The sequence below is a fragment of the Arachnia propionica genome (genome assembly GCF_037055325.1).
Taxonomy (GTDB): domain Bacteria; phylum Actinomycetota; class Actinomycetes; order Propionibacteriales; family Propionibacteriaceae; genus Arachnia.
In genome coordinates this window covers 2,646,269-2,665,185 of the sequence record NZ_CP146373.1, presented here as the reverse complement: position 1 = coordinate 2,665,185, position 18,917 = coordinate 2,646,269, and the positions used below count along the sequence as shown (strand labels likewise).

Genomic DNA, 18,917 nt, shown 5'->3' with positions numbered 1-18,917 from the left:
CGGGCTCCTCGAAGGGTTGGTGGCAGGGCCGCGGGACAGTGTACGCCCCGGAAACCCGTGTCCTTGGCATGAGACGGCCCCGGGCGGCTCGCGCCCGGGGCCGGGAAGAGGAGGAATCAGCCCTTGAGTTTCTCGACCTGGGCCTTGAAAATTTCTGTGACAGTTTCCGTGGAGGGATCCCCGCCGTTGAGGTTCAGCAACTGGGCAATGACAGTGTTGCCATTGATGCTGCCGATCAGCAGGTAGGCCTTGGTGTTCAACGGTTTGCCATTGACGGTGGAATCGGATGTGACTATCACTGCGACGAGGTCGTTCACGCCCTCGACGGCGGGTGCCTGCTGCTTCTCGATGCTCTGCTTGACGGGGCTTCCAGCCACGGTTCCGCTGGCCGAGGCGCACTTCTGCGCATATTCCTTGTACTTGCCGGGGACTGCGGAATCGGAGCTCAGCAGGAGCGACACGACCCCGGTCTGGGTGACCGACGTGGCGCCCGCCACGAGTTGCGTGATACCCGTGTTGAGGCAGCCGTCGGGTTCGACCTGGACATCGGCACCCTTGAGAGCGCTGTCCAGGTCCGGGATCTCGGGCATCTCCTTGAGAGTCACCCCCGCGACCTCACCGGTCAGGATCTTGGAGGCCAGATCGGGATCGGCTGTTTTCTGTGCGGTATCGGCAGTGCTCTCGGGATTCGTCGCCGCGGGGGATGTCCGCGAGGTCGTCTGCTGATTCGCGGACGGGGATGCTGTGGGTGTGGTGTTGGAGCATGCGCTCAAGCCGATGGTGAGGGCGGCCAGTGAGGCGACTGCGATGTGGGGGAAACGACGGAACATGAACAGTCCTCCGATGGGTGTGACAACTGGGTCAAGGTGTCATTGTTCCAGGGTTAACTCCTGAGTTTGTCCACTTGGGCCTTGAAAATCGCCACGACGGTGTCGAAGGAGGCCTCCACGCCGGCACCGTTGCCGTCGAATGTGGTGGTCGTGTAGGCCACGATGTTGGTGTTGCCGACGTTTCCGGTGATCACGTAGGACTTGTAACCGGCGTCCCCTTCCGAATTCGGGACGCCGTGGTCGGTCATCGTGGCGACGACATCGCCGGCGCCCTCGATGTGGGGGATCTTCTGTTTCTCGATGTTCAGCAGCACGGGATAACCGTCGATGGTGCCATTGACCTCGGCGCATTTCTTCGCGTACGTCTGGTGCCTCTCGGGGGACATGACGTCGCTGCCCAGCGCGACCGTGACGATCTCGTGTTCGGTCTGCGCATGGGAGCCCACGACGAGGCTCTCGATGCCGGTCGCATCACATGCGGCTGGGTCGAGCTGATGCTCCTCGAAGTAGTAGGGATGTGACAGTTGCGTGAGCGGCTCGGAGTTGGTCTCCTCTACCTTCTCGAGGGTGAAACCGGCCACGGACCCGGTCAGGATCTTTGAGGCTGGAAACGACCCGTCCTCGTGGGAGGAGGATTCGGGGGAAGCCGTGGGATCCGCGGAGGCCGTGACCAGTGGGGAGTCAGTGGCCGGAGCGGACGTCTTCGGTTCCTGGGGCGTCGACTGCTGGGTGCTGGAGGCGGGGCCGGCAGGCGCGGTACTCGAGCAGGCGCTCAGACCGACGAGGATGGCTGCTGCGGAGGTTGCTGCGATCGCGGGGAGGAGACGGGGCATGGGGACTCCTTGGGGCATTTGCATGTGCGACCATCCTGTCACGTCGATGGGCCATGATGCCTCCACGACCTGCCCCGGGCGGGTCGCGCCGGGACAGGGCAGGGCCATGGGGTCAGCCGCTGAGTTTCTCGACCTGGGCCTTGAAGATCTCCGTTGCGACGTCGGCGGACGGGGAGTCCTGGTCATCTGATGCCGAACGTGTACGAACCACGACGTTGATGTCGCCGACATTGCCGCTGACGACGATCAGCCATGGTTCGTTCGCGGGTGCTGTCTCGTCTTCGTGGTGCCAGATGCTCGCCGTCACGACGATGTCACTGACGCCTGCAATGTCAGGCTCCGGCAGCAGCTTCACATTCATGGTGAAGGGCACCGAACTGGCGGTCCCGCTGGCGGAAGGGCAGCGTTGTGCGTATTCCCTGTGTTTCCCGGGGGAGGAGGTGGCGGAGCCCAGCATGACGGTGGTGGCCATGGCGTCACCGTCTGTCTGGGAGGCCGCATCGGGAGAACTGAGGCCGGTCGTGAGGCACTCAGGGGGATCGATCTCGCAGTCCCCGCAGTGCCCGAAGACGCTTCCTATGTCGTGTGGAAGCTCGATTCGGTCGATTTCTTGGAGAGTGACCCCGGCGACTGGGCCGGTCAGGAGCTTCGCGGACAGGGCGGAACCGGACGACGGGGACACATCGGTGGCGCTCGGGGATGCGGCCGCCCCGGGGCTTCCGGTGGTGTGTGAGGCGTTGGAGTCCTGGTGGGGAGGTGTTGTCTGCTGGTCAGTGGATGACGCCCCCGCGCAGGATCCCAGAACCAGGGCCGTCAGCACGGCGATTGCGACAGCGTACATGCGACGGAGCATTGGGTCCTCCTTGCGAAGGGAAAGGGTGTGGGCATCATCGCATTCCGGCGGGTCATCCGGTCCCGGGAGACGCAGAGGACGACCTGCGGAAGTGTGCGCGTCCGCAGGTCGTCCTCGGGGTTGGGGCCGGGGTCAGCTCTCAGCTGTTGAGCTTCTCGACCTGGGCCTTGAAGAGCGCCACGGCGTCCGTGAAGGAGGCATCCTGGCCGTCCTCGATCGGGAACAGGTGGACCACGACGTTGATGTTGCCGACGTTTCCGGTGATCAGGTAGGACTTGGGGCCGACCTCATTGGTGTTGGGGGTGCTGCCGCTCATCGAGGTCGCCACAATGTTGGTGGCGCCGTTAACCACGGGGGCTTCCTCCAGCGTGACGGACTCGAAGATGGCTTCCCCGTTGACGGTTCCGGTGATCGTGGAGCACTTCTGCGCGTACTGCTTGTGCTTCTGGGGAGAGGAGGTGTCGGTCCCCAACGCGACCCTGGCGTGTACGGGGCCGTGGGAGCCTTCGGTTCCTGCGGTGAGGTTGTCGAGGCCGGTCTGGTCGCATCCATCGGGGTTGATGTTGTGCTCCATGGCCTCGTAGAAGGAATTGGAGATTGCCGCGAGCGGGCTGGGGGATTCCATCGGTGCCAAGGAGAAACCGGCCACGGAACCGTTGATGAGTTTCGAGGACAGATCCTGGTTCGAGGTGTTCTGGGAGGGAGCGCTGCTCTCCTGCGAGGATGCAGGCGGCTTCTGGGGGGCAGGAGCGGTGGAACCCTCGGTGGAGTCGGAGGAGCCAGTGAGCTTCTTGACCTGGGCTTCGAAGATCTTCACGGCTGTGTCGAGGGATGCTTCCTTGCCCGTGGAGGTGTCTGTTTGGGATGGGTATGTCTGGACTGTGATGTTGATGTTGCCGACGTTTCCGGTGATCAGGTAGGTGGAGAAGCCTGCGTCCCCCTCCGTGCCGACGAAGCCGTGCTGGGTTTTCGTCGCGACGACATCGATGACGCCGTCAATGGCGGGAATCTGCTGCGTCTGGATGCTGTCCTGGGTGGGGGTTTCGGTGAGGTGGTTGGTGATCTCGGCGCACTTGTTCGCGTAGTCCTTGTGCTTCCGGGGGGAGGAAGTGCCAGTGCCCAGCGCGACCCGGATGCCCTCGTTCTCGGTCTTCCCTTCGGATCCCACGAGGAGCTGCTCGATGCCGGTGGCCTCGCAGCCGGCGGGCTCGATCTTGTGGTCCACATCGCTGTCGTAGTAGGGGTTCTCCAGGTCCGGGAACGGGCTGGTGGCGTCCTCGTGAACCTGCACCTGGGCGAGGGTGACGCCCGCTACCTGGCCGACCAGGAGCTTGGAGGCGAGATCGGAATTGCCTCCCGGTGCGTCCCCGGTTGACTGCGTCAGTCCTGGAGCGACGGTGTCGGCGGGTGAAGGGTTGGCGGGAATGGTGCTTGAGCAGGCGCTCAGACCGAGGCTGAGGGCAGCAAGGGAGGTGGCCACGATGGTGGAGAGACGGCGGCTCATGGGGTTTCCTTCAGTCCGGATTGTTTGCGACTGCAAATAGTATGACATGGGTGGAGGCTTCGTCGTTAACCCCGAATGTGTCACCTCATTGCGAGGAGACGGGACACCTCTGCGCTGGCTGCTGCGGGATCGCTGGACATGAGTGCCGCTTCGGCTGCCCGTCGGCAGTCCTCGATGGTGACCCGGGCCAGCGCGCGGCGCACCGGCTCCAGCGCGCGCAGGGCCATGGACAGCGACGTCACCCCGAGCCCGACCAGCACAGCTGCCAGCGCGGGGTCGGCTGCGGCCTCCCCGCAGACGCCGACCGGTTTGCCCGCGCGCCTTCCCGCGTCGCCAACCATGTGCAGCAGCCTCAGCACGGCGGGCTGCCACAGGTCCTGGAGGTCGCCCAGGCCCGTTGCCTGGCGGTCGGTGGCCATCGTGTACTGGGCGAGGTCGTTGGTTCCGATGCTGACGAAGTCCACAGTGGTGAGGATCTCCTCCGCCTGGAGCGCGGCTGAAGGAATCTCCACCATCACCCCGACCCGCTCCAACCCGGCGGCGTGGGCCAGCTCTGCGAATTCCGCGGCCTCGGTCGGGGTGGAGATCATCGGCGCCATCACCCAGACCTCGGTTTCGCTCACCCGCGCGGCCCGGGCGATGGCCTCGAGTTGCCGAGTGAGCACCCCGGGGGAACGGATCGCGGTGCGGTAGCCGCGCACCCCCAGCGCGGGGTTCTCCTCGCCGGGAATGGTGAGAAAAGGCATTGGTTTGTCGCTGCCCGCGTCCAGGGTGCGCACCACCACGCGACGTCCCGAGAACTGTGCCAGGGCGTCGCGATAGGTGGTGAACTGCTGTTCGAGATCCGGTTCCACAGCGGCGTCGAGGAAGCAGATTTCGGTGCGGAAAAGCCCGATCCCTTCTGCTCCTGCCTTCACCGCGGCCCGGGCCTCGGCGACGGAGCCCACGTTGGCCAGCAACGGTACGGGAACGCCGTCGCGGGTCGCGCCAGGGGCGCTCAACGGCTCCAGGGGGCTGGGAGTGGTGCATGCGCCGGCGCGCTGGGTTTCGTCCGGGGAGACGATCACCTCGCCCGAGGTGCCGTCCACCAGCACCTCGGCTCCGTCGGGAATCGAGAGGGCATCGCCGAAACCCACGACGGCGGGGATACCCATGCTGCGTGCCAGGACTGAGGTGTGAGCGGTGGGGCCACCTTCCACGGTGACGATGCCCAGGCAACGCTCCCGATCCAAGGAAGCGGTGTCGGAAGGCGCCAGGTCGTGGGCAACCAACACGAAGGGATCTTCGGACTCCGGGATTCCGGGCATGGGACATCCCGTCAGGCGGCAGATGATGCGGTCGCGGATGTCGGTGATGTCGGTGGTGCGTTCCGCGAGGAGACCGCCTGCTGTGTGCAGCCGCTCCACGATGTCGTTGGCGGTGCGCCACACCGCCGTCGCAGCGCCCAGGCGCAGGGCGTCGATGAGGGCTTGCGCTGACCGGAGCAACTCGGGATCCCGGGTCAAGGTGGCGGTAGTCCGCATGATCTGGGCCGCATCGTCCCCGGATGCGTCGGCGCGCGCCTCGTAGTCGGCGGCGACCTCCTCCAGCGCGGTCTCCAGGCGTTTCTTCTCTCCGGACAGCTGCGAGGTCCGCACCCGAGCCTCCACCGGGGGATCGACCAGTGGGGGTGCCATCAGCCGGGCAATGCCCACGACACGTCCCGGACTGACTCCCAACGGACCGGTCGGTGTCACGGCAGTCGTTTTCGGGCTCCTCGACGGTTCCCCGAAACCATCGGCGATCAGGGAGGTCAGGGCCGCCACGGCCTCGGCGGCCTGTGGGCCGCGCGCCCCGATCCACACATCGTCGCCCTGCCGGGCGTTCAGGGTTGCCAGGGCGATCGGTGAGGTAGCCCCTCCCTCCAAGCCGTGGCAGCGCAGCCGCACCTCGGCGTCGAACTCCCGGGCCTTGGCGACCAGCAGGGCGGCAGGCCGGGCGTGCAGACCGGACGCGTTGTGGAGTGTGATGTGATTCTCCGCGTCGGTCAGCCACAGCAGCTCGCCGGTTTCTTCCGCGGTTTCGTCAAGTTCGCAGGGGTCTGGCCCCAGCGCGGTCAGTTTCGGGGTGAGCGCGGCCTGGGCTTCGTCGGCGACCTCCTCCATGGTGCCGCCCATTGCGGAACGTACCGTCGCGGCCAATAGGCCCTCGACGAACGGGGCCGCGACCAGGATCGCGTTCGCGTCCTGGACCAGGTCCAGGGCGAATTCGGCGCTCAATACCGCGGAGCCCAGGTCCGTCAGAACCACCACACCAGCGCCCAGGTCGGCGGCCCGGATCGCGTCCGCCACCTGTGTGGCGTCCGTGCCGAACCTGCCGTCAGGGGTTCCGGCGGCGATCACGATCTCCGGTCGTGGTCCGTGCACCATCTGCAACGACAACTCCACCGCGGCCTCGGCGAGCGGGCGGGAGTGGGAGACGACGACGAGCCCGACCAGAGCCACGGGTCAGCCCTCCTCGACGGCTGTCACGAGGGCCTTGAACAGGTAGACGGTGGAGGTGGCACCCGGGTCCTGGTGTCCGGCGGAACGTTCTCCCAGATAGGAGGCGCGACCCTTCCGCGCCACCAGTGGAATGGTGGCATCCCGGCCCTGTTCTGCGGCTGCCAGGGCCGCCGTGGCGGCTGCCAGGGGTCCATCGCCGTCGGCGACGTGTGACTCGAAGGCCTCGACCGCCGGGGTCATGGCGTCGAGCATGGTTTTCTCGCCCACGGATGCCTTGCCGCGCTCGACCACCCCATCCCGCCCGGCTTTCAGGGCAGCCGCGAAGGTGGGCAGGGACACGTCCTCGACGTCGCCGAGTCGCGTCCCGAATCTCATGAAGAAGGTTCCGTACAGCGGCCCGGCGGATCCGCCGACGGTACTGACCAGGGTCATGCCGACGGATTTGAACATCGCCCCGAGCGGGATTGTGGCGTCGAGCTTGCCCAGGGTCGCCGTCGTGCCGCGGGCCATGTTGGTGCCGTGATCGGCGTCGCCTATGGCCGCATCGAGGTCGGTGAGGAAAACCGCGTTGTCGTTGATCAGGGCAGCGAAGGCCTGCAGCCAGGCCATGCACTGCTCGTGGGTGAGCATCACAGTCCCCACCGTAGCCCCGCCGTCCTCACGGGCGCGTCCCACAAGGCCAGCAGCTCGTCGTCGACCTTCGCGACGGTGACGGAGCAGCCCGCCATGTCCAGGCTCGTGATGTAGTTGCCCACCAGGTTGCGCACCACCGTCACTCCTGCGGCGTTGAGGAGGGTCCTGACCTCCCCGTACATCAGGTACAGTTCCATGAGCGGGGTGGCGCCCATGCCGTTGACCATGACGATGGTCTCCGAGCCCGCGAAGTCGTGGTCCGCGAGGATCGGCTCCACCAGCTGACGGGCGATGTCCTTTGCGCCGGTCAGCGGTTCGCGGTGCCTGCCCGGTTCGCCGTGGATGCCGATGCCGATCTCCATCTGGTCTTCGGGAAGCTCGAAGGTGGGTTTTCCCGCTGCGGGGACAGTGCAGGAGGTCAGCGCCATGCCCATGGAACGACCGTGTCCGGTGACCTTTTTCGCGACCTCGACCACCGCGTCCAGGTCACGACCCTCCTCGGCTGCAGCGCCGACGATCTTCTCCAGCAGCACCGTCAACCCGACCCCGCGGCGGCCTGCGGTGTAGAGCGAATCCTCCACCGCGACGTCGTCGGCCACCACCACCGTCTCGACGCGTATTCCCTGCTCGGCGGCCAGCTCCGCGGCCATCTCGGAATTCATGACGTCGCCGGTGTAGTTCTTCACGACGTGCAGCACTCCTGCGCCGGCATCCGTGCCGACGGTGGCCGCCAGGATCTGGTCTGGGGTGGGGGAGGTGAACACCTGACCTGCGCAGGCCGCGTCTAGCATCCCGACTCCGACGAAACCACCGTGCAGCGGTTCGTGACCGGAGCCTCCCCCGGAAATCACCGCGACCTTCCCGGGGCGGGTGGGTTCGGCCCGGAAGATCACGCGATGGGCGTGATCGACACGGACGTTCTCGTCAGCGGCATCCACGCCCCTGAGGGCCTCGGCCAGAACGTCGTCGGGCGAATTGATCAACTTCTTCATGGGGTGCTCCTGCTCCCTTGCGATCGTTCATTCCCGATGCTCGCGCGAAACTGCTTGTGAATCAAGCAAGGAGCGCGTGAGCTGCACAAGCGTGCCGCGTCGGTGGCCAGGAGAGCCTAACCATCCGGCTGGGGTTGTGGGTGTCGGTGTGGGTAAGATGCGGCGGTAAGGCCCCGGCTTTGCCTGGGGCTTGTTTCGTGTCGTGGAGGAAATCAATGCCTGGTGTTGTCGTGGTCGGAGCCCAGTGGGGTGACGAGGGCAAGGGCAAAGCAACTGATCAGCTGGGGGATCGCGTCGACCTGTGTGTGCGCTACTCAGGTGGCAACAATGCGGGTCATACTCTCGTCGTTGACGGCGAGACCTTCGTCATGCACCTGCTGCCATCCGGGATTCTCAACCCTGGCACCACGACCGTGATCGGTAATGGTGTGGTGGTGGACCTCGACGTTCTCGCCGAGGAACTGCAGACCCTCACCTCCCGTGGGGTTGACGTGCCGCACCCGCTGATCAGCGCCAACGCCCACATCATCACCGAGTACCACAAGGTGCTCGACAAGGTCACCGAACGTTTCCTCGGAAAACGGCGCATCGGCACCACCGGTCGCGGTGTCGGTCCCGCCTATTCCGACAAGGTCAACCGCATGGGGGTGCGCATCCAGGACATTTTCGACGAGTCGATCCTGCGGCAGAAGGTCGAGGCGGCCCTCGACCAGAAGAACCAGTTGTTGGTCAAGGTCTATAACCGCCGTCCCATCGAGGCCGACGCGATCGTCGAGGCGCTGCTGGCGCACGCCGAGGCCATCCGTCCTTACGTCATCGATGCGGGAAGGTTCGTCAACGACGCCCTCGATCGCGGAGATGTGGTGCTGTTCGAGGGTGCCCAGGCCCACCACCTGGACGTCGACCACGGCACCTACCCGTACGTGACCTCGTCAAACCCGATCGCAGCGGGTGCCTGCACGGGGGCGGGCGTCGGCCCTACTCGCATCGACCGAGCCATCGGCATCGCGAAGGCCTACACCACCCGCGTCGGTGAGGGACCGTTCCCCACCGAGCTGCACGACGAGAACGGCGACCGGCTGCGTCGCGACGGCGGTGAGTTCGGGGCCACGACCGGCAGGCCGCGCCGCTGCGGCTGGTTCGACGCGCTCGTGGTGGAACAGGCGGTCAAGATCAACGGCTTCACCGACGTCTTCCTCACCAAATTGGATGTCCTGTCAGGCTGGAAGAGCATCCCGGTGTGTGTGGCCTACGACGTCGATGGGACACGCCACGGCGTGATGCCCATCACCCAGTCCGACTTTCACCACGCCACACCGATCTACGAGGAAATGCCCGGCTGGAGCGAGGACATCTCGGCCTGCCGTGACTTCGGGGAGCTGCCCGCGAACTGCCGGGCTTATGTGAAACGCTTGGAGGAGCTGATCGGGTGCCGTATCTCCGGGATCGGGGTCGGTCCGGGACGCGAACAGAGCATCATCATCAACGACCTCCTGTGACGGGCCAGTAAGTTGACGACATGACATCGAAACCGCGCGTTGTCGTCACCCCGCCAGCCCCGTTGGATGCGGCCCTCGCCGAGGACGGGGAACTGCGTGCCGCCTGGGAACGACTTCCTCCCAGCCATCAGCGTGAATGGGTCAAGAGTTTCGAGGATGCGAAACGCCACGAGACCAAGCAACGTCGCGTGACACAGCTGAGGGAGAAGCTTCTGGGACGCTGAACCGTCCAAGATCGTGTCGGCTTTTGGGCCGGTTTGGGCAAGGAAAGGGCGCGATTCCCCCGAGCTGACCGAAGGTTAGGTGAGTATTGGGCACATGACCTCGGTGGGATCTCACAGGAAACGCCCGAAACTGACCTGGTCCGGAAAATCTTCCGGCAAGACCCCGGACCTGGTGCGCCCTGAGGCTCTCCAGCTGGTCAGGAGATACCTCGAGGCGTCGGGGGAAGCGGAGTCCCGTGACCTCGCGGTCGCGCACGACCTCGAACTCCTGCAGCGTCTGGGAGCAGTCGGGGACGACGGAATGCTCACCAACGCCGCCTGGTGGATGTTCGTGGGGAGCGGACGTCTGGTCATCGAGTATCGACTCCGGGGCGGACACAGGGAGCTGCGGCTGAGCGGAGAACTCTCCGGTTTGGAGCAGTTGACGCTGGTGCTCGATGCTGTCCGCAGGAACAACCCCGAGGTCCGGATGCCCGACTGGGTGGAGGAGGAAACCGTCCCCGCCCTGAGTGCCCAGGCGACCCGGGAGGCCGTCATCAACGGGGTGGTGCACCGCGACTGGAGCGTCTCGCACGCCACCGAGGTGGAGCAGGAGCACCGTCTCGGGACGCTGAGGGTGCGCAGCCCTGGGGGGTTCGTCGGGGGATTCGGGGAGTACAACATGTTCTCCCGGCCACAGTTTCCCCGTAACGCCCATCTGATGAAGCTCTTGAAGCCACTCGGGCTGGTGGAGATGCGGGGGGCCGGGATCCACAGGATGGTCTCCGGACTGGTCGGGCACGGCCAACCCGCCCCGACCTTCCGGGAGGTGGAAGGCAGCAGCGTCGAGGTATTTCTGGGCGGTCGTCCCCCCGATCCTGCCTGGCAGCTCTGGATCTCGGAACTCGGGCGGCCTCGGGTGCTGGAGGACCACCGCCTGCTGTTGCTGCTACGGCGGGTCGCGGATCACCGCTGGATCGACATCAGGACCGCGGCCAGGATCACCCACACGAATGAGTTCATGGCCCGTACGCTGCTGAGAAGACTGAGCAGCATCAAGGTTTCCGGCGCCTGGTTTCTCGTCCCGGTGGCCGGTGTGCCGACGGAAGGCCCCGAGGTGTGGACCCTGTCCCAACCGGCACGGGAGGGACTGACTTCCCTGTATGAGCGGGTGAAACTCGCCATGCCGGGGCGCGATCGGCAGGCCGTGGCGCGCAGCTACGTGCAGTCGAGGGGTAGGTTGTCTACGACGGAGCTGGGATCGATCCTCGGAATATCGGCGGCTGGAGCGGTCCCGTTGATCCAGAAGCTGGAACGAGTCGGGGTGGTGCAGCCTGCGTGGGCCCACCGGAAGGGACGTGGGTTCCACTACGTGTTGAAGGATCCGGTGTCGGTGGAAGTCTCGGGTGAAGAATGACACCATGACTTCCTGGCGTATCAAGCGCATCTACGAGGAACCCGCCGGGACGGACGGCTACCGCGTTCTCGTTGACCGGCTCTGGCCTCGTGGGATCTCGAAGGAGACCGCGCACCTGGATGAGTGGTGCAAGGACGTGGCGCCGAGCACCGAGACGAGACGCGACTTCGGGCACGACCCGTCCCGGTTCGAGGAATTCAGGGACCGCTACCGGGCCGAGCTGAAGGCCTCTGGCGCGGCCGGGGCCCTGGCGGAGAGACTCGCCGATCAGCCGGTGGTGACGTTGCTGTACGCGGCCCGCGACCCGCGGATGAACCAGGCGGTGGTGCTGCAGGAGCTCCTGGAGGATCTGCAGGCGATCTCGTGAAGTTGATCGACATGCCTGAGCAGAAGTGGTGCCGGTGGAGGCCAAGGCTTGCCATGATCATCGTCCCAAGGACCCGTGGCCGTAACCGGCCCGTGAGGCTGCCCGGGATCTGGTGATCGGTCATGCGTTGGCCAGGTCAACGTGGGGCATCACTGACGCGGAACAGTTCCACATAAACACCAAGAAATTCGGCAAGGTTCGACAACGGAGGCCGGCACCATGTAGAGGCCAACAAAGATTCAAGCGCCAAACGTTGGCCCCGGCCTGGACTAGGGTCGCCATGAACACCCACCACCGCCCCTTGATCAGGACCTTTTGCCCTACACACCGTGCTCGACGGCCACTCCCCATCTCGCCCACGTCGAAGCCCAGGAGGACAAGACCTAAGGAAATGATTGCTGAGGTCTTACGCAATGCTGTTGCCTGGTTCCATGAACGAGGAAACACCATCCAGTTCCTGACTGACAACGACGATCACTACCGCGCCCACCCCTAACGTGACACCTGTACCGAAATCAGAAACACTCACAAGCACAGACGCCGCTGACCAGCAGTAAGAGGGAACGAATTCACCGCGGGCTTGCCGGGGGTTGGGCGTTCAAGAAGTTCTATGACCCTCGGACGCCGACCATCTCGCTGCCTTGCCCGGATGAGGCCATGCCCATCACCACACCCGGATGAGTAAGTCCAAGGCCCAGCACCGTGGTGGTGAGCCTTGGACTTAACAGATCGTTGACGCCCATCCCATCCTTGCGGGGGATCGTGGTAAGGGCCTTGTGATCTCTCGCCGAGATAGCCCCAGGGCCCATCATCACTCGATCCATAACTCCCGCAGAGTCGCCGACATCCCGGTTCTCCGCACTGTCCCGTCTCTAAAACCTTCCTTCAGTCCCTATCCCTATGGAGACCTTCCGGCGAGAACTTGTGAGGCCTTGGACATCAGGGGCTCGAGTCAAATCCTCGTCACTTGATTCGAAGGATCTTGCACGGTTTCATCACGAGAGATGTTCGCTATCCGACCGATTCCCCGTTATAGGGAAGCTGCCTGCCGACATGGAGGCGAGGGTCAGGCCTCCTGCGCGAGCACGTGCTGGACCGTGCTGTCGATATCTGTGGTCACGCGAATGCTTCGATTGCCGCGTGGCCCCAGACGCTTCTGTTCGTCCGCCCGGTACAGATCTATCAGGCTCTCCGCGATGTGTGGTGCGAAGCCAGCCTTCAGCAAGGCGTCCATCCAGCCAGGCTCGGGAATCGTCACAACCTCAAGTGACTTGCCCAGGGCGTTACTCAGCGACTTGGCAACCTGGCGCTCCGTGTACTCCGGACCCACGATGTCTACAGCCTCGCTGGACTGCGCATCTGCCAGCAGTTCCTGGACCGCGACCTCCGCAATGTCGCGGGTTGCCACCATGGGCAGGGGCGTGTCTGCGCTTGAGGCGAATACCGGGAATATCCCCTCGTGCAGGACAGCTCCGAGGACATCCCCGAACTTCTCCTGGAAATGCCCCGGGCGCAATGCAGTCAGGATAGTGCCCGTCTGCGCGAGGGCTTGCTCCATGTGGTGCAGACCCAGGATCGGGCCGGTGCCTTCGGTTAGGTCGGCACCACCGGAGGAAAGCATCACGGTATGGCGAACGCCAGAGTCTTTGACCGCGTTGGAAACTGAATTCGCCACCTCTGTGGCGTACTGATCCAAGTCCGGTACGGAAAGATCGAAGGGCATCATGGCGAAGAAGGCCTTTGCACCGTTCAGAGCCTCGGTGAGCTTCTGGCTGTCACGCAGATCCAAGACAGCCGCCTCGGCCCCTCGGGAGGTCCAGTCGGTGGCTGCATCTGGACGGCGAACGATAGCGCGGACGGGGTGGCCGGATCTGAGTAGGCGGTCGGCAATGGCTGAGCCGATACGACCGGTGGCTCCAGAGATGACGTACATGGTGACTCCTGATTCTGTATAGCTGATCTTCTCGAGCAAGGTGTGCTGCTGTAGGTAGGAATGTCACCTGTGATGCAGCCTGGCTGCTCGGTATCGATCATGATGATGCTTGCCATTGCAAGCGACTACATTCAACAGTAGGGGGTTCGGCGGGTTTCTGAATGTTCATTCCTCCAGAATCCTTGATCAATCGTCTATAGTTCATGGATTTTCGACCGATAAGTGACAGCATGGTCATATGACCTCCACCACACACCCCTTGGCCGGTGAAGGCCAGCGCACTGCCTACGCACCCTCATCCAGACTCGACGAGATCCTACATAGAATGCGGCTGCGGGGTGATTTCTACTGCCAGACCGAGCTGAGCGCACCTTGGGCGTTGGAGATGCCGGCATCGGAAGAGACCATCAGCTTCCATGTTGTTACGGAAGGACACTGTGTGCTCCGGGTAGACGGCCTGGATCCGGAGTATTTGCGCCCTGGTGATCTTGCGCTGGTGCCACACGGCACGGGCCACATCATGCACAGCCATGACCTGCTGGAGGAGGACACCTTGACCATGGTGCCCCACCGGGTGGATCTTCTTCCCCAGGAGTATTTAGGTCCGAGTTACTCGCTTCTAAAGCACGGCGAGGGTGGGGAATCCACTCGGGTTGCTTGCGGGATCGTGGGGTTCGAGGAGCCGGCAGCCCGGCAGCTGGCGCGTCAGCTGCCTCCCTTGCTCGTCCTCACCCGAGATTCTGTAGTTTCTCATTCACAGATCCTAGAATCCATCCGGCTCATGGGTACTGAGCTCGCCACGCAGCAGGTGGGTGGCGACGTGGTTGCCTCTCGGCTCGCAGACATCATCGTGGTCCAGGCCATCCGCTCATGGTTGGCCGAAACTCACTCTGCACGCGTGGGCTGGTTTGCAGCGGTTAACGACGAGCGGATCGGCCCTGCGCTCCTGGCCATACACTCCAACCCAGGACACCCTTGGGATGTCGCCAGCCTGGCCAGAGTGGCAGCAAGTTCCCGGTCTCTTTTTAGTGCTCGGTTCTCCCAGCTCGTGGGAGAGACACCCATCGCCTACCTGACACGTTGGCGTATGGACAAGGCTCGTCTTCTTTTGAGTCGATCGGACCTGAGCGTGGCCGAGACCGCACGACAGGTCGGGTACGGCTCGGAGGCCTCATTCAGCAGAGCTTTTACACGCACTGTGGGGTCGCCTCCAAGCGCATGGCGACGCTCGTTCGCGGGTGGGGCGGTTGGGGTCACCGGGATCAGCGCCGATGACAGGTCCACATCACTTCGCCTCGGGTCGGGGCGCTGAAAGTGTCATCAAAATCACTATTGCGGCCATATCACCTGAAGCAGGATCAATAGACATGATGGATGTGACAGGAGATCGGGTCTACTGCTAGGTAGGCACGGGGCGAAACGTGTGAAGAACGAGGAGATCAGAACGTATGGAGAACACAAGGGGAGTGCGCCGCTCCTTGATAACCCTCTGTGGGACGCCACAGGTGACGGACAACATCGACGGGACGCCTGTTAGCTCACCGCTGGCGGGTCGGCGAGTCCAAGTGCTGACGGCGCGCCTCGTCCTGGAACGCGAGCGCGGGGGGCTCACGCCCGGGCAGTTGGCGACAACAATATGGGGCGATGACTGGCCGAACACATGGGCATCCGCGTTGCGCGGTCTCATCTCGAAGGCCCGTAGGAGCTTGAATACGCTACACAGTAGAACTTCATTGAAATTCAACGGTGAGTTGTACCGGCTGGTCCTGGACCGTTCTGTTGCGGTGGACGTCGAGGAAGCGCTGAATCTTCTAAAGTACGTTCAGTGCCAAGCCGATGCACTCTCCAAAGACCTCGGGCAGCTGAATTCTCTCTTGTCCTTCGGGGACGGCGCTTCCCCGATGGTCCGCGCTTTGGAAGTACTGGGCAAACCCTTCCTGCCTGATGTCGATGGTGAATGGGTCAATCTCGTTCGTCACAAACTCCAGACCGCGCATCTCGAGTTGGCACAGCTAGCTGCGCAATACACGCTGGAAACTGGGCACGACTCCATGGCCTTGGAGTTCTCGTCCATGGCGGTGGCAGCGGATTCGCTGTCAGATCGCTCGATGCGCCTCCGGCTGCGCGCTCTGATTGCGGCGGGGAACAGAGCTCGAGCCATTGATGAGTACATCCGTTTCCGGGATCATCTGAACGATGAGTTGGGCATAGCCCCCGAGGATGAGACCCAGCACATCTACCTCTCGGCACTCGGCACCCGCACAGGGGCACCGAAAAACCCGCGCCGACAGTCCCGGGCCGCGGTCATGCAGTATGGCGTAACGGATCAGCTCAATCAGGCTAGGCGCTGTTGGCAGGATACGGTCCGAGGCCGCGGCGGGCACCTACGGGTGCGTGGCGAACCAGGCTCTGGAAAATCTACGTTCATCCAGGCACTCCTACGTGAGTTCGGTGCGCAGGCAGAGCATGTGATTGTCTGCAATGCATGGGAAGTTCTGGAGGACCGATCGGTGCTCGCTCATGCCTTAGCCTCATATCATCGATTATCCAGTCAGTGCCTGGAATCTAGATCTGTGAGCCGAAATGAGACTGTGGCGGACTTGGTCCGATATCTGCAGAACGTGGGCGTCGAAGAACCGGTGCTCTTACTGATAGATGACCTGGATCGCAGTGATGAGATCACACGGCGGACACTCACCGCACTCATGGCATCCCAACGTTGGCCGCATCGCCTCATGGTGGTCTCCACGGAAGGAATCGAGGACTTCCTTGATGCTGACCCCCCGCATTCCCTTCTCCCGCAAGCAGCTCCATGGAGCAGGACTGTGACGCTTCGCCGGCTGCGGCCGGATGAGATTCAAAAATTCTTGGCGGACTTGGGACAGCCAGACCTATTGCCTGGACAGGTCAATAGGATCTACGAGCTGTCCGGTGGTAATCCTCTGCTGGCATCATTGATATCTACCAGCCCAGACGAGGGCGACGTTGATTCGGTCGCCCATGCGCATCTCCGATACCGGACCAGGACACTGGGGTCTGATGACTTGGCTGTTCTGGAGGCGACTGCCTTGTGTGGTCCGATAGTGGAGTCATCGGTTCTCGCCGCAGTCCTATCCATCCAAATGCCGGCGGTGCTGAGCTCCTTGGCCACACTCAAGCGGCTCCACTTGCTGACGGACGTACCACTGCCCGATGCTCTCCCTGACACGCAGGCTGTCCGTTTCTCTCACGGGGTGTACGGCGAGGCGATCCTGGCTTCGGTCTCCCCGACTACGGCGGAACGTATCGCGCGGAAGCTGACTCGGGCGGTGTTCCACGATGACGTCGGGACTCCTAGACTCTATGCCCGAAAGATCCTGAAGGGGATGTCAGTTGCACATTTGCAGAACTGCCCCAAGATGTGTCCCCAGTCCATTCTCGAATGCCTCAAGGAGGCCATTGCGGCGGGGGACCGACTCGAGGTCGAGGAACTTTGTCACTCAGTAGTTGGCTTGTTGCCCAACTTCGATGAGGCAACCGCCCTGAGTCTCCGTCTAAAATTGGCACGAGCGCTGGTCCCGTTGGACACCGCTGCGGCGCGCGATCTCCTGCTAGACACAGCAGGAGCGGCGATTCGTACGAACGATCTCCCGCGTGCCATGGAATCTGTCCAGGTGATCGAAGAGTGCTTCCAACAGCACCCGGCTGATTTCCCCTCTCCGGGACCCATCCTGGACGTCATCTCGCACTCGTGGCGTGGGCATGAGGAAGACGCGGGTTGTCTCCAAGCAGCACGTTTTACGGCATCGGTCCTGCGCCACAAGAGCTTGGAGGTGCCAAAGCAAGCCCTGGAAGCGGCGCTCCACGCACTTAGTGAGCGGTTGCAGCTGATGTCCACCAACCCGCTGAATGCATTGCATCGCGCAGTCATCGCCGAGGACCTGTGGGTTGTTGCCGCGCACTCCGGTTTCTCAGATGCAATAGAATTGGCCCTGCGACACGGGTTGTCTGCTGGCGCCATTCTAAATGACCATGAGATAGTTCAGCGTTTCGAAGAACGACTCCGATCCACAGCAGAAACGTTACCAGAGGTCCGTGCTATCCAAAGTGAGTACGATACTGTGCGCATCTTCTGTCAAGGTGAATGGAGACCGCCATTAGACCAGCGATATTGTCTGCGGCAGGGTCTTGTGGCCCTTTGGGCCCTAGGCGATCGCGGTTTATTCACGCATTCGCTGGTTCTCAATATTAAAATCCAGTACTCGGCAGCCGAAAGTGCACTGGTTCACCAGCTTCAAGGACGTTTGTCTGACGGCCGTGAACAGTTCCGGTTCTTGGTGGCATCTTTGCCTGACAGTGTATCCGACGCTGGGTTCCACGACTTGGGTGCCCTGGCGGTGGCTTCTAGTGAGGCGGAGGACCCCGACTCTATGGACATGCTTATTGATAAGCTCATGCCTTACGCGGCTCTGGGTTGCGGGGAGGGGTACCGCACTTCTTGGGGACCGGTGTCCTACCACCTCGGCCGACTCTCTCTTCGTCTAGGTCGCCTGGAGGAGGCTGCCGACTATCTGAATTTTGCAAGTTCGGCAGCATTCCAGATGAGGCAGCCTCTTTGGGTGGGTCATGCAATGCGTGAGACGGCAAAACTTTTAGCGTATCGATCTGCACCCGGTGCAGCAGCAGCTGCCCGCGAGCTGCGTAGAGAGGCGGCTCGCCTATGCGTAAAGCAATGCCAACTGCTTGAGTCCACACCTACGAGTCACCATCGCATGGCTTGAATCCCTGTAATTTCTTCTTGTCGACAAGCAACCAAGATCAATATTCGACCAGGATATGCTGCCAGTAGTCTCAGGACCTCGGCATGCTCCTCCGGTTCGAGCACCCTGTCACAGGTCAGAATGATGCCGACCTCCGTCTCAGGATCCAGAGTGCGAAGCCACCCGTTCAGGTCAGACCAAGTACAGGCCTCTTTCAGAGGGCCTGAAAGAGCAGTTTGGGGCCGTTGCCGGGACGAACCAAAAGCTGGTGAGCGCCCGACGTTCCGATGACTAAAGCCGGCCTCTTTCGCGCCCAAGTAACGATGTCTCCTGCTCGTGCCGAATGGCTGAAGATCGAACGCGGATAAAGGCACACGGCCAACGTCCAAGTGAGTCTTGCCTACGATTCGACCCTCGGCGTGCCATTTCAATGCGGTGTCCGACATCGCTAATTCCAGATCGACTCCAGGTCCAGTAATTGCGGTGACATCGCCGACAGTGCTACCTGAAGGTGCAATGAAGCGACTCTTGGTGTTGTAGGTGTCCCATAGCGCCCAAGTAGGTCGCAGCTCAACGGACCGCTCGTCGTCCGAAGTGCTGCAGACAAGTCGGTATACCCATCTCCCCGCCC

The 18,917-nt window shown here is 63.0% G+C and carries 14 protein-coding genes; 6 read left to right on the top strand and 8 right to left on the bottom strand.

The window, feature by feature from the left end; translation table 11 throughout:
* Positions 1-116 precede the first annotated feature (116 nt).
* From V7R84_RS12315 to dhaK, 7 genes are all read right to left on the bottom strand, one after another.
* Positions 117-830 carry a hypothetical protein gene (locus V7R84_RS12315; RefSeq protein WP_338569460.1) on the bottom strand — a complete coding sequence of 238 codons (714 nt, stop codon included), beginning with the start codon at positions 828-830 and terminating at the stop codon, positions 117-119.
* A 53-nt stretch (positions 831-883) separates the two neighbouring features.
* The gene (locus tag V7R84_RS12310) at positions 884-1,663 is read right to left on the bottom strand and encodes a hypothetical protein (RefSeq protein WP_338569458.1); all 780 of its coding nucleotides are present in this window, start codon (positions 1,661-1,663) and stop codon (positions 884-886) included.
* A 112-nt stretch (positions 1,664-1,775) separates the two neighbouring features.
* The gene (locus tag V7R84_RS12305; protein ID WP_338569456.1) at positions 1,776-2,516 is read right to left on the bottom strand and encodes a hypothetical protein; all 741 of its coding nucleotides are present in this window, start codon (positions 2,514-2,516) and stop codon (positions 1,776-1,778) included.
* Between the two features lie 139 nt (positions 2,517-2,655).
* A complete protein-coding gene (locus tag V7R84_RS12300; protein WP_338569454.1) occupies positions 2,656-4,020 on the bottom strand; it encodes a hypothetical protein in 1,365 nt (454 codons plus the stop codon).
* A gap of 80 nt (positions 4,021-4,100) precedes the next feature.
* Positions 4,101-6,503: a phosphoenolpyruvate--protein phosphotransferase gene (gene ptsP / locus V7R84_RS12295; protein ID WP_338569451.1), complete on the bottom strand. Its 2,403-nt coding sequence runs from the start codon at positions 6,501-6,503 to the stop codon at positions 4,101-4,103.
* A 3-nt stretch (positions 6,504-6,506) separates the two neighbouring features.
* On the bottom strand, positions 6,507-7,133 hold the full coding sequence (gene dhaL / locus V7R84_RS12290) for a dihydroxyacetone kinase subunit DhaL (RefSeq protein ID WP_338573904.1): 627 nt from the start codon (positions 7,131-7,133) through the stop codon (positions 6,507-6,509).
* Complete coding sequence (gene dhaK, locus V7R84_RS12285; RefSeq protein WP_338569449.1) at positions 7,133-8,128, bottom strand: dihydroxyacetone kinase subunit DhaK; 996 nt, start codon at positions 8,126-8,128, stop codon at positions 7,133-7,135. The genes dhaL and dhaK overlap by 1 nt, the downstream gene beginning before the upstream one ends.
* Positions 8,129-8,343: 215 nt before the next feature.
* Here dhaK and V7R84_RS12280 point away from each other — a divergent pair, with 215 nt between their 5' ends.
* The 4 genes from V7R84_RS12280 (at position 8,344) to V7R84_RS12265 (ending at position 11,614) form a co-directional block, all read left to right on the top strand.
* Entirely contained in the window at positions 8,344-9,627 is a 1,284-nt protein-coding gene (locus tag V7R84_RS12280) for an adenylosuccinate synthase (protein ID WP_338569446.1), read from the top strand.
* 20 nt (positions 9,628-9,647) lie between these two features.
* Positions 9,648-9,851 carry a YdeI/OmpD-associated family protein gene (locus V7R84_RS12275; protein WP_338569445.1) on the top strand — a complete coding sequence of 68 codons (204 nt, stop codon included), beginning with the start codon at positions 9,648-9,650 and terminating at the stop codon, positions 9,849-9,851.
* A 94-nt stretch (positions 9,852-9,945) separates the two neighbouring features.
* Positions 9,946-11,247 carry an ATP-binding protein gene (locus V7R84_RS12270; protein WP_338569443.1) on the top strand — a complete coding sequence of 434 codons (1,302 nt, stop codon included), beginning with the start codon at positions 9,946-9,948 and terminating at the stop codon, positions 11,245-11,247.
* A 4-nt stretch (positions 11,248-11,251) separates the two neighbouring features.
* A complete protein-coding gene (locus V7R84_RS12265; RefSeq protein WP_338569440.1) occupies positions 11,252-11,614 on the top strand; it encodes a DUF488 domain-containing protein in 363 nt (120 codons plus the stop codon).
* A 1,066-nt stretch (positions 11,615-12,680) separates the two neighbouring features.
* On the opposite strand, the gene V7R84_RS12260 is transcribed toward V7R84_RS12265, so the two are convergent.
* Positions 12,681-13,547 carry an NAD(P)H-binding protein gene (locus tag V7R84_RS12260; RefSeq protein ID WP_338569437.1) on the bottom strand — a complete coding sequence of 289 codons (867 nt, stop codon included), beginning with the start codon at positions 13,545-13,547 and terminating at the stop codon, positions 12,681-12,683.
* Positions 13,548-13,785: 238 nt separating this feature from the next.
* Between V7R84_RS12260 and V7R84_RS12255 the strand changes: the two genes are divergently transcribed.
* Entirely contained in the window at positions 13,786-14,859 is a 1,074-nt protein-coding gene (locus V7R84_RS12255) for an AraC family transcriptional regulator (RefSeq protein WP_338569435.1), read from the top strand.
* Positions 14,860-15,052: 193 nt separating this feature from the next.
* Entirely contained in the window at positions 15,053-18,307 is a 3,255-nt protein-coding gene (locus V7R84_RS12250) for a BTAD domain-containing putative transcriptional regulator (protein ID WP_338569433.1), read from the top strand.
* The last annotated feature ends 610 nt before the right edge of the window (positions 18,308-18,917 follow it).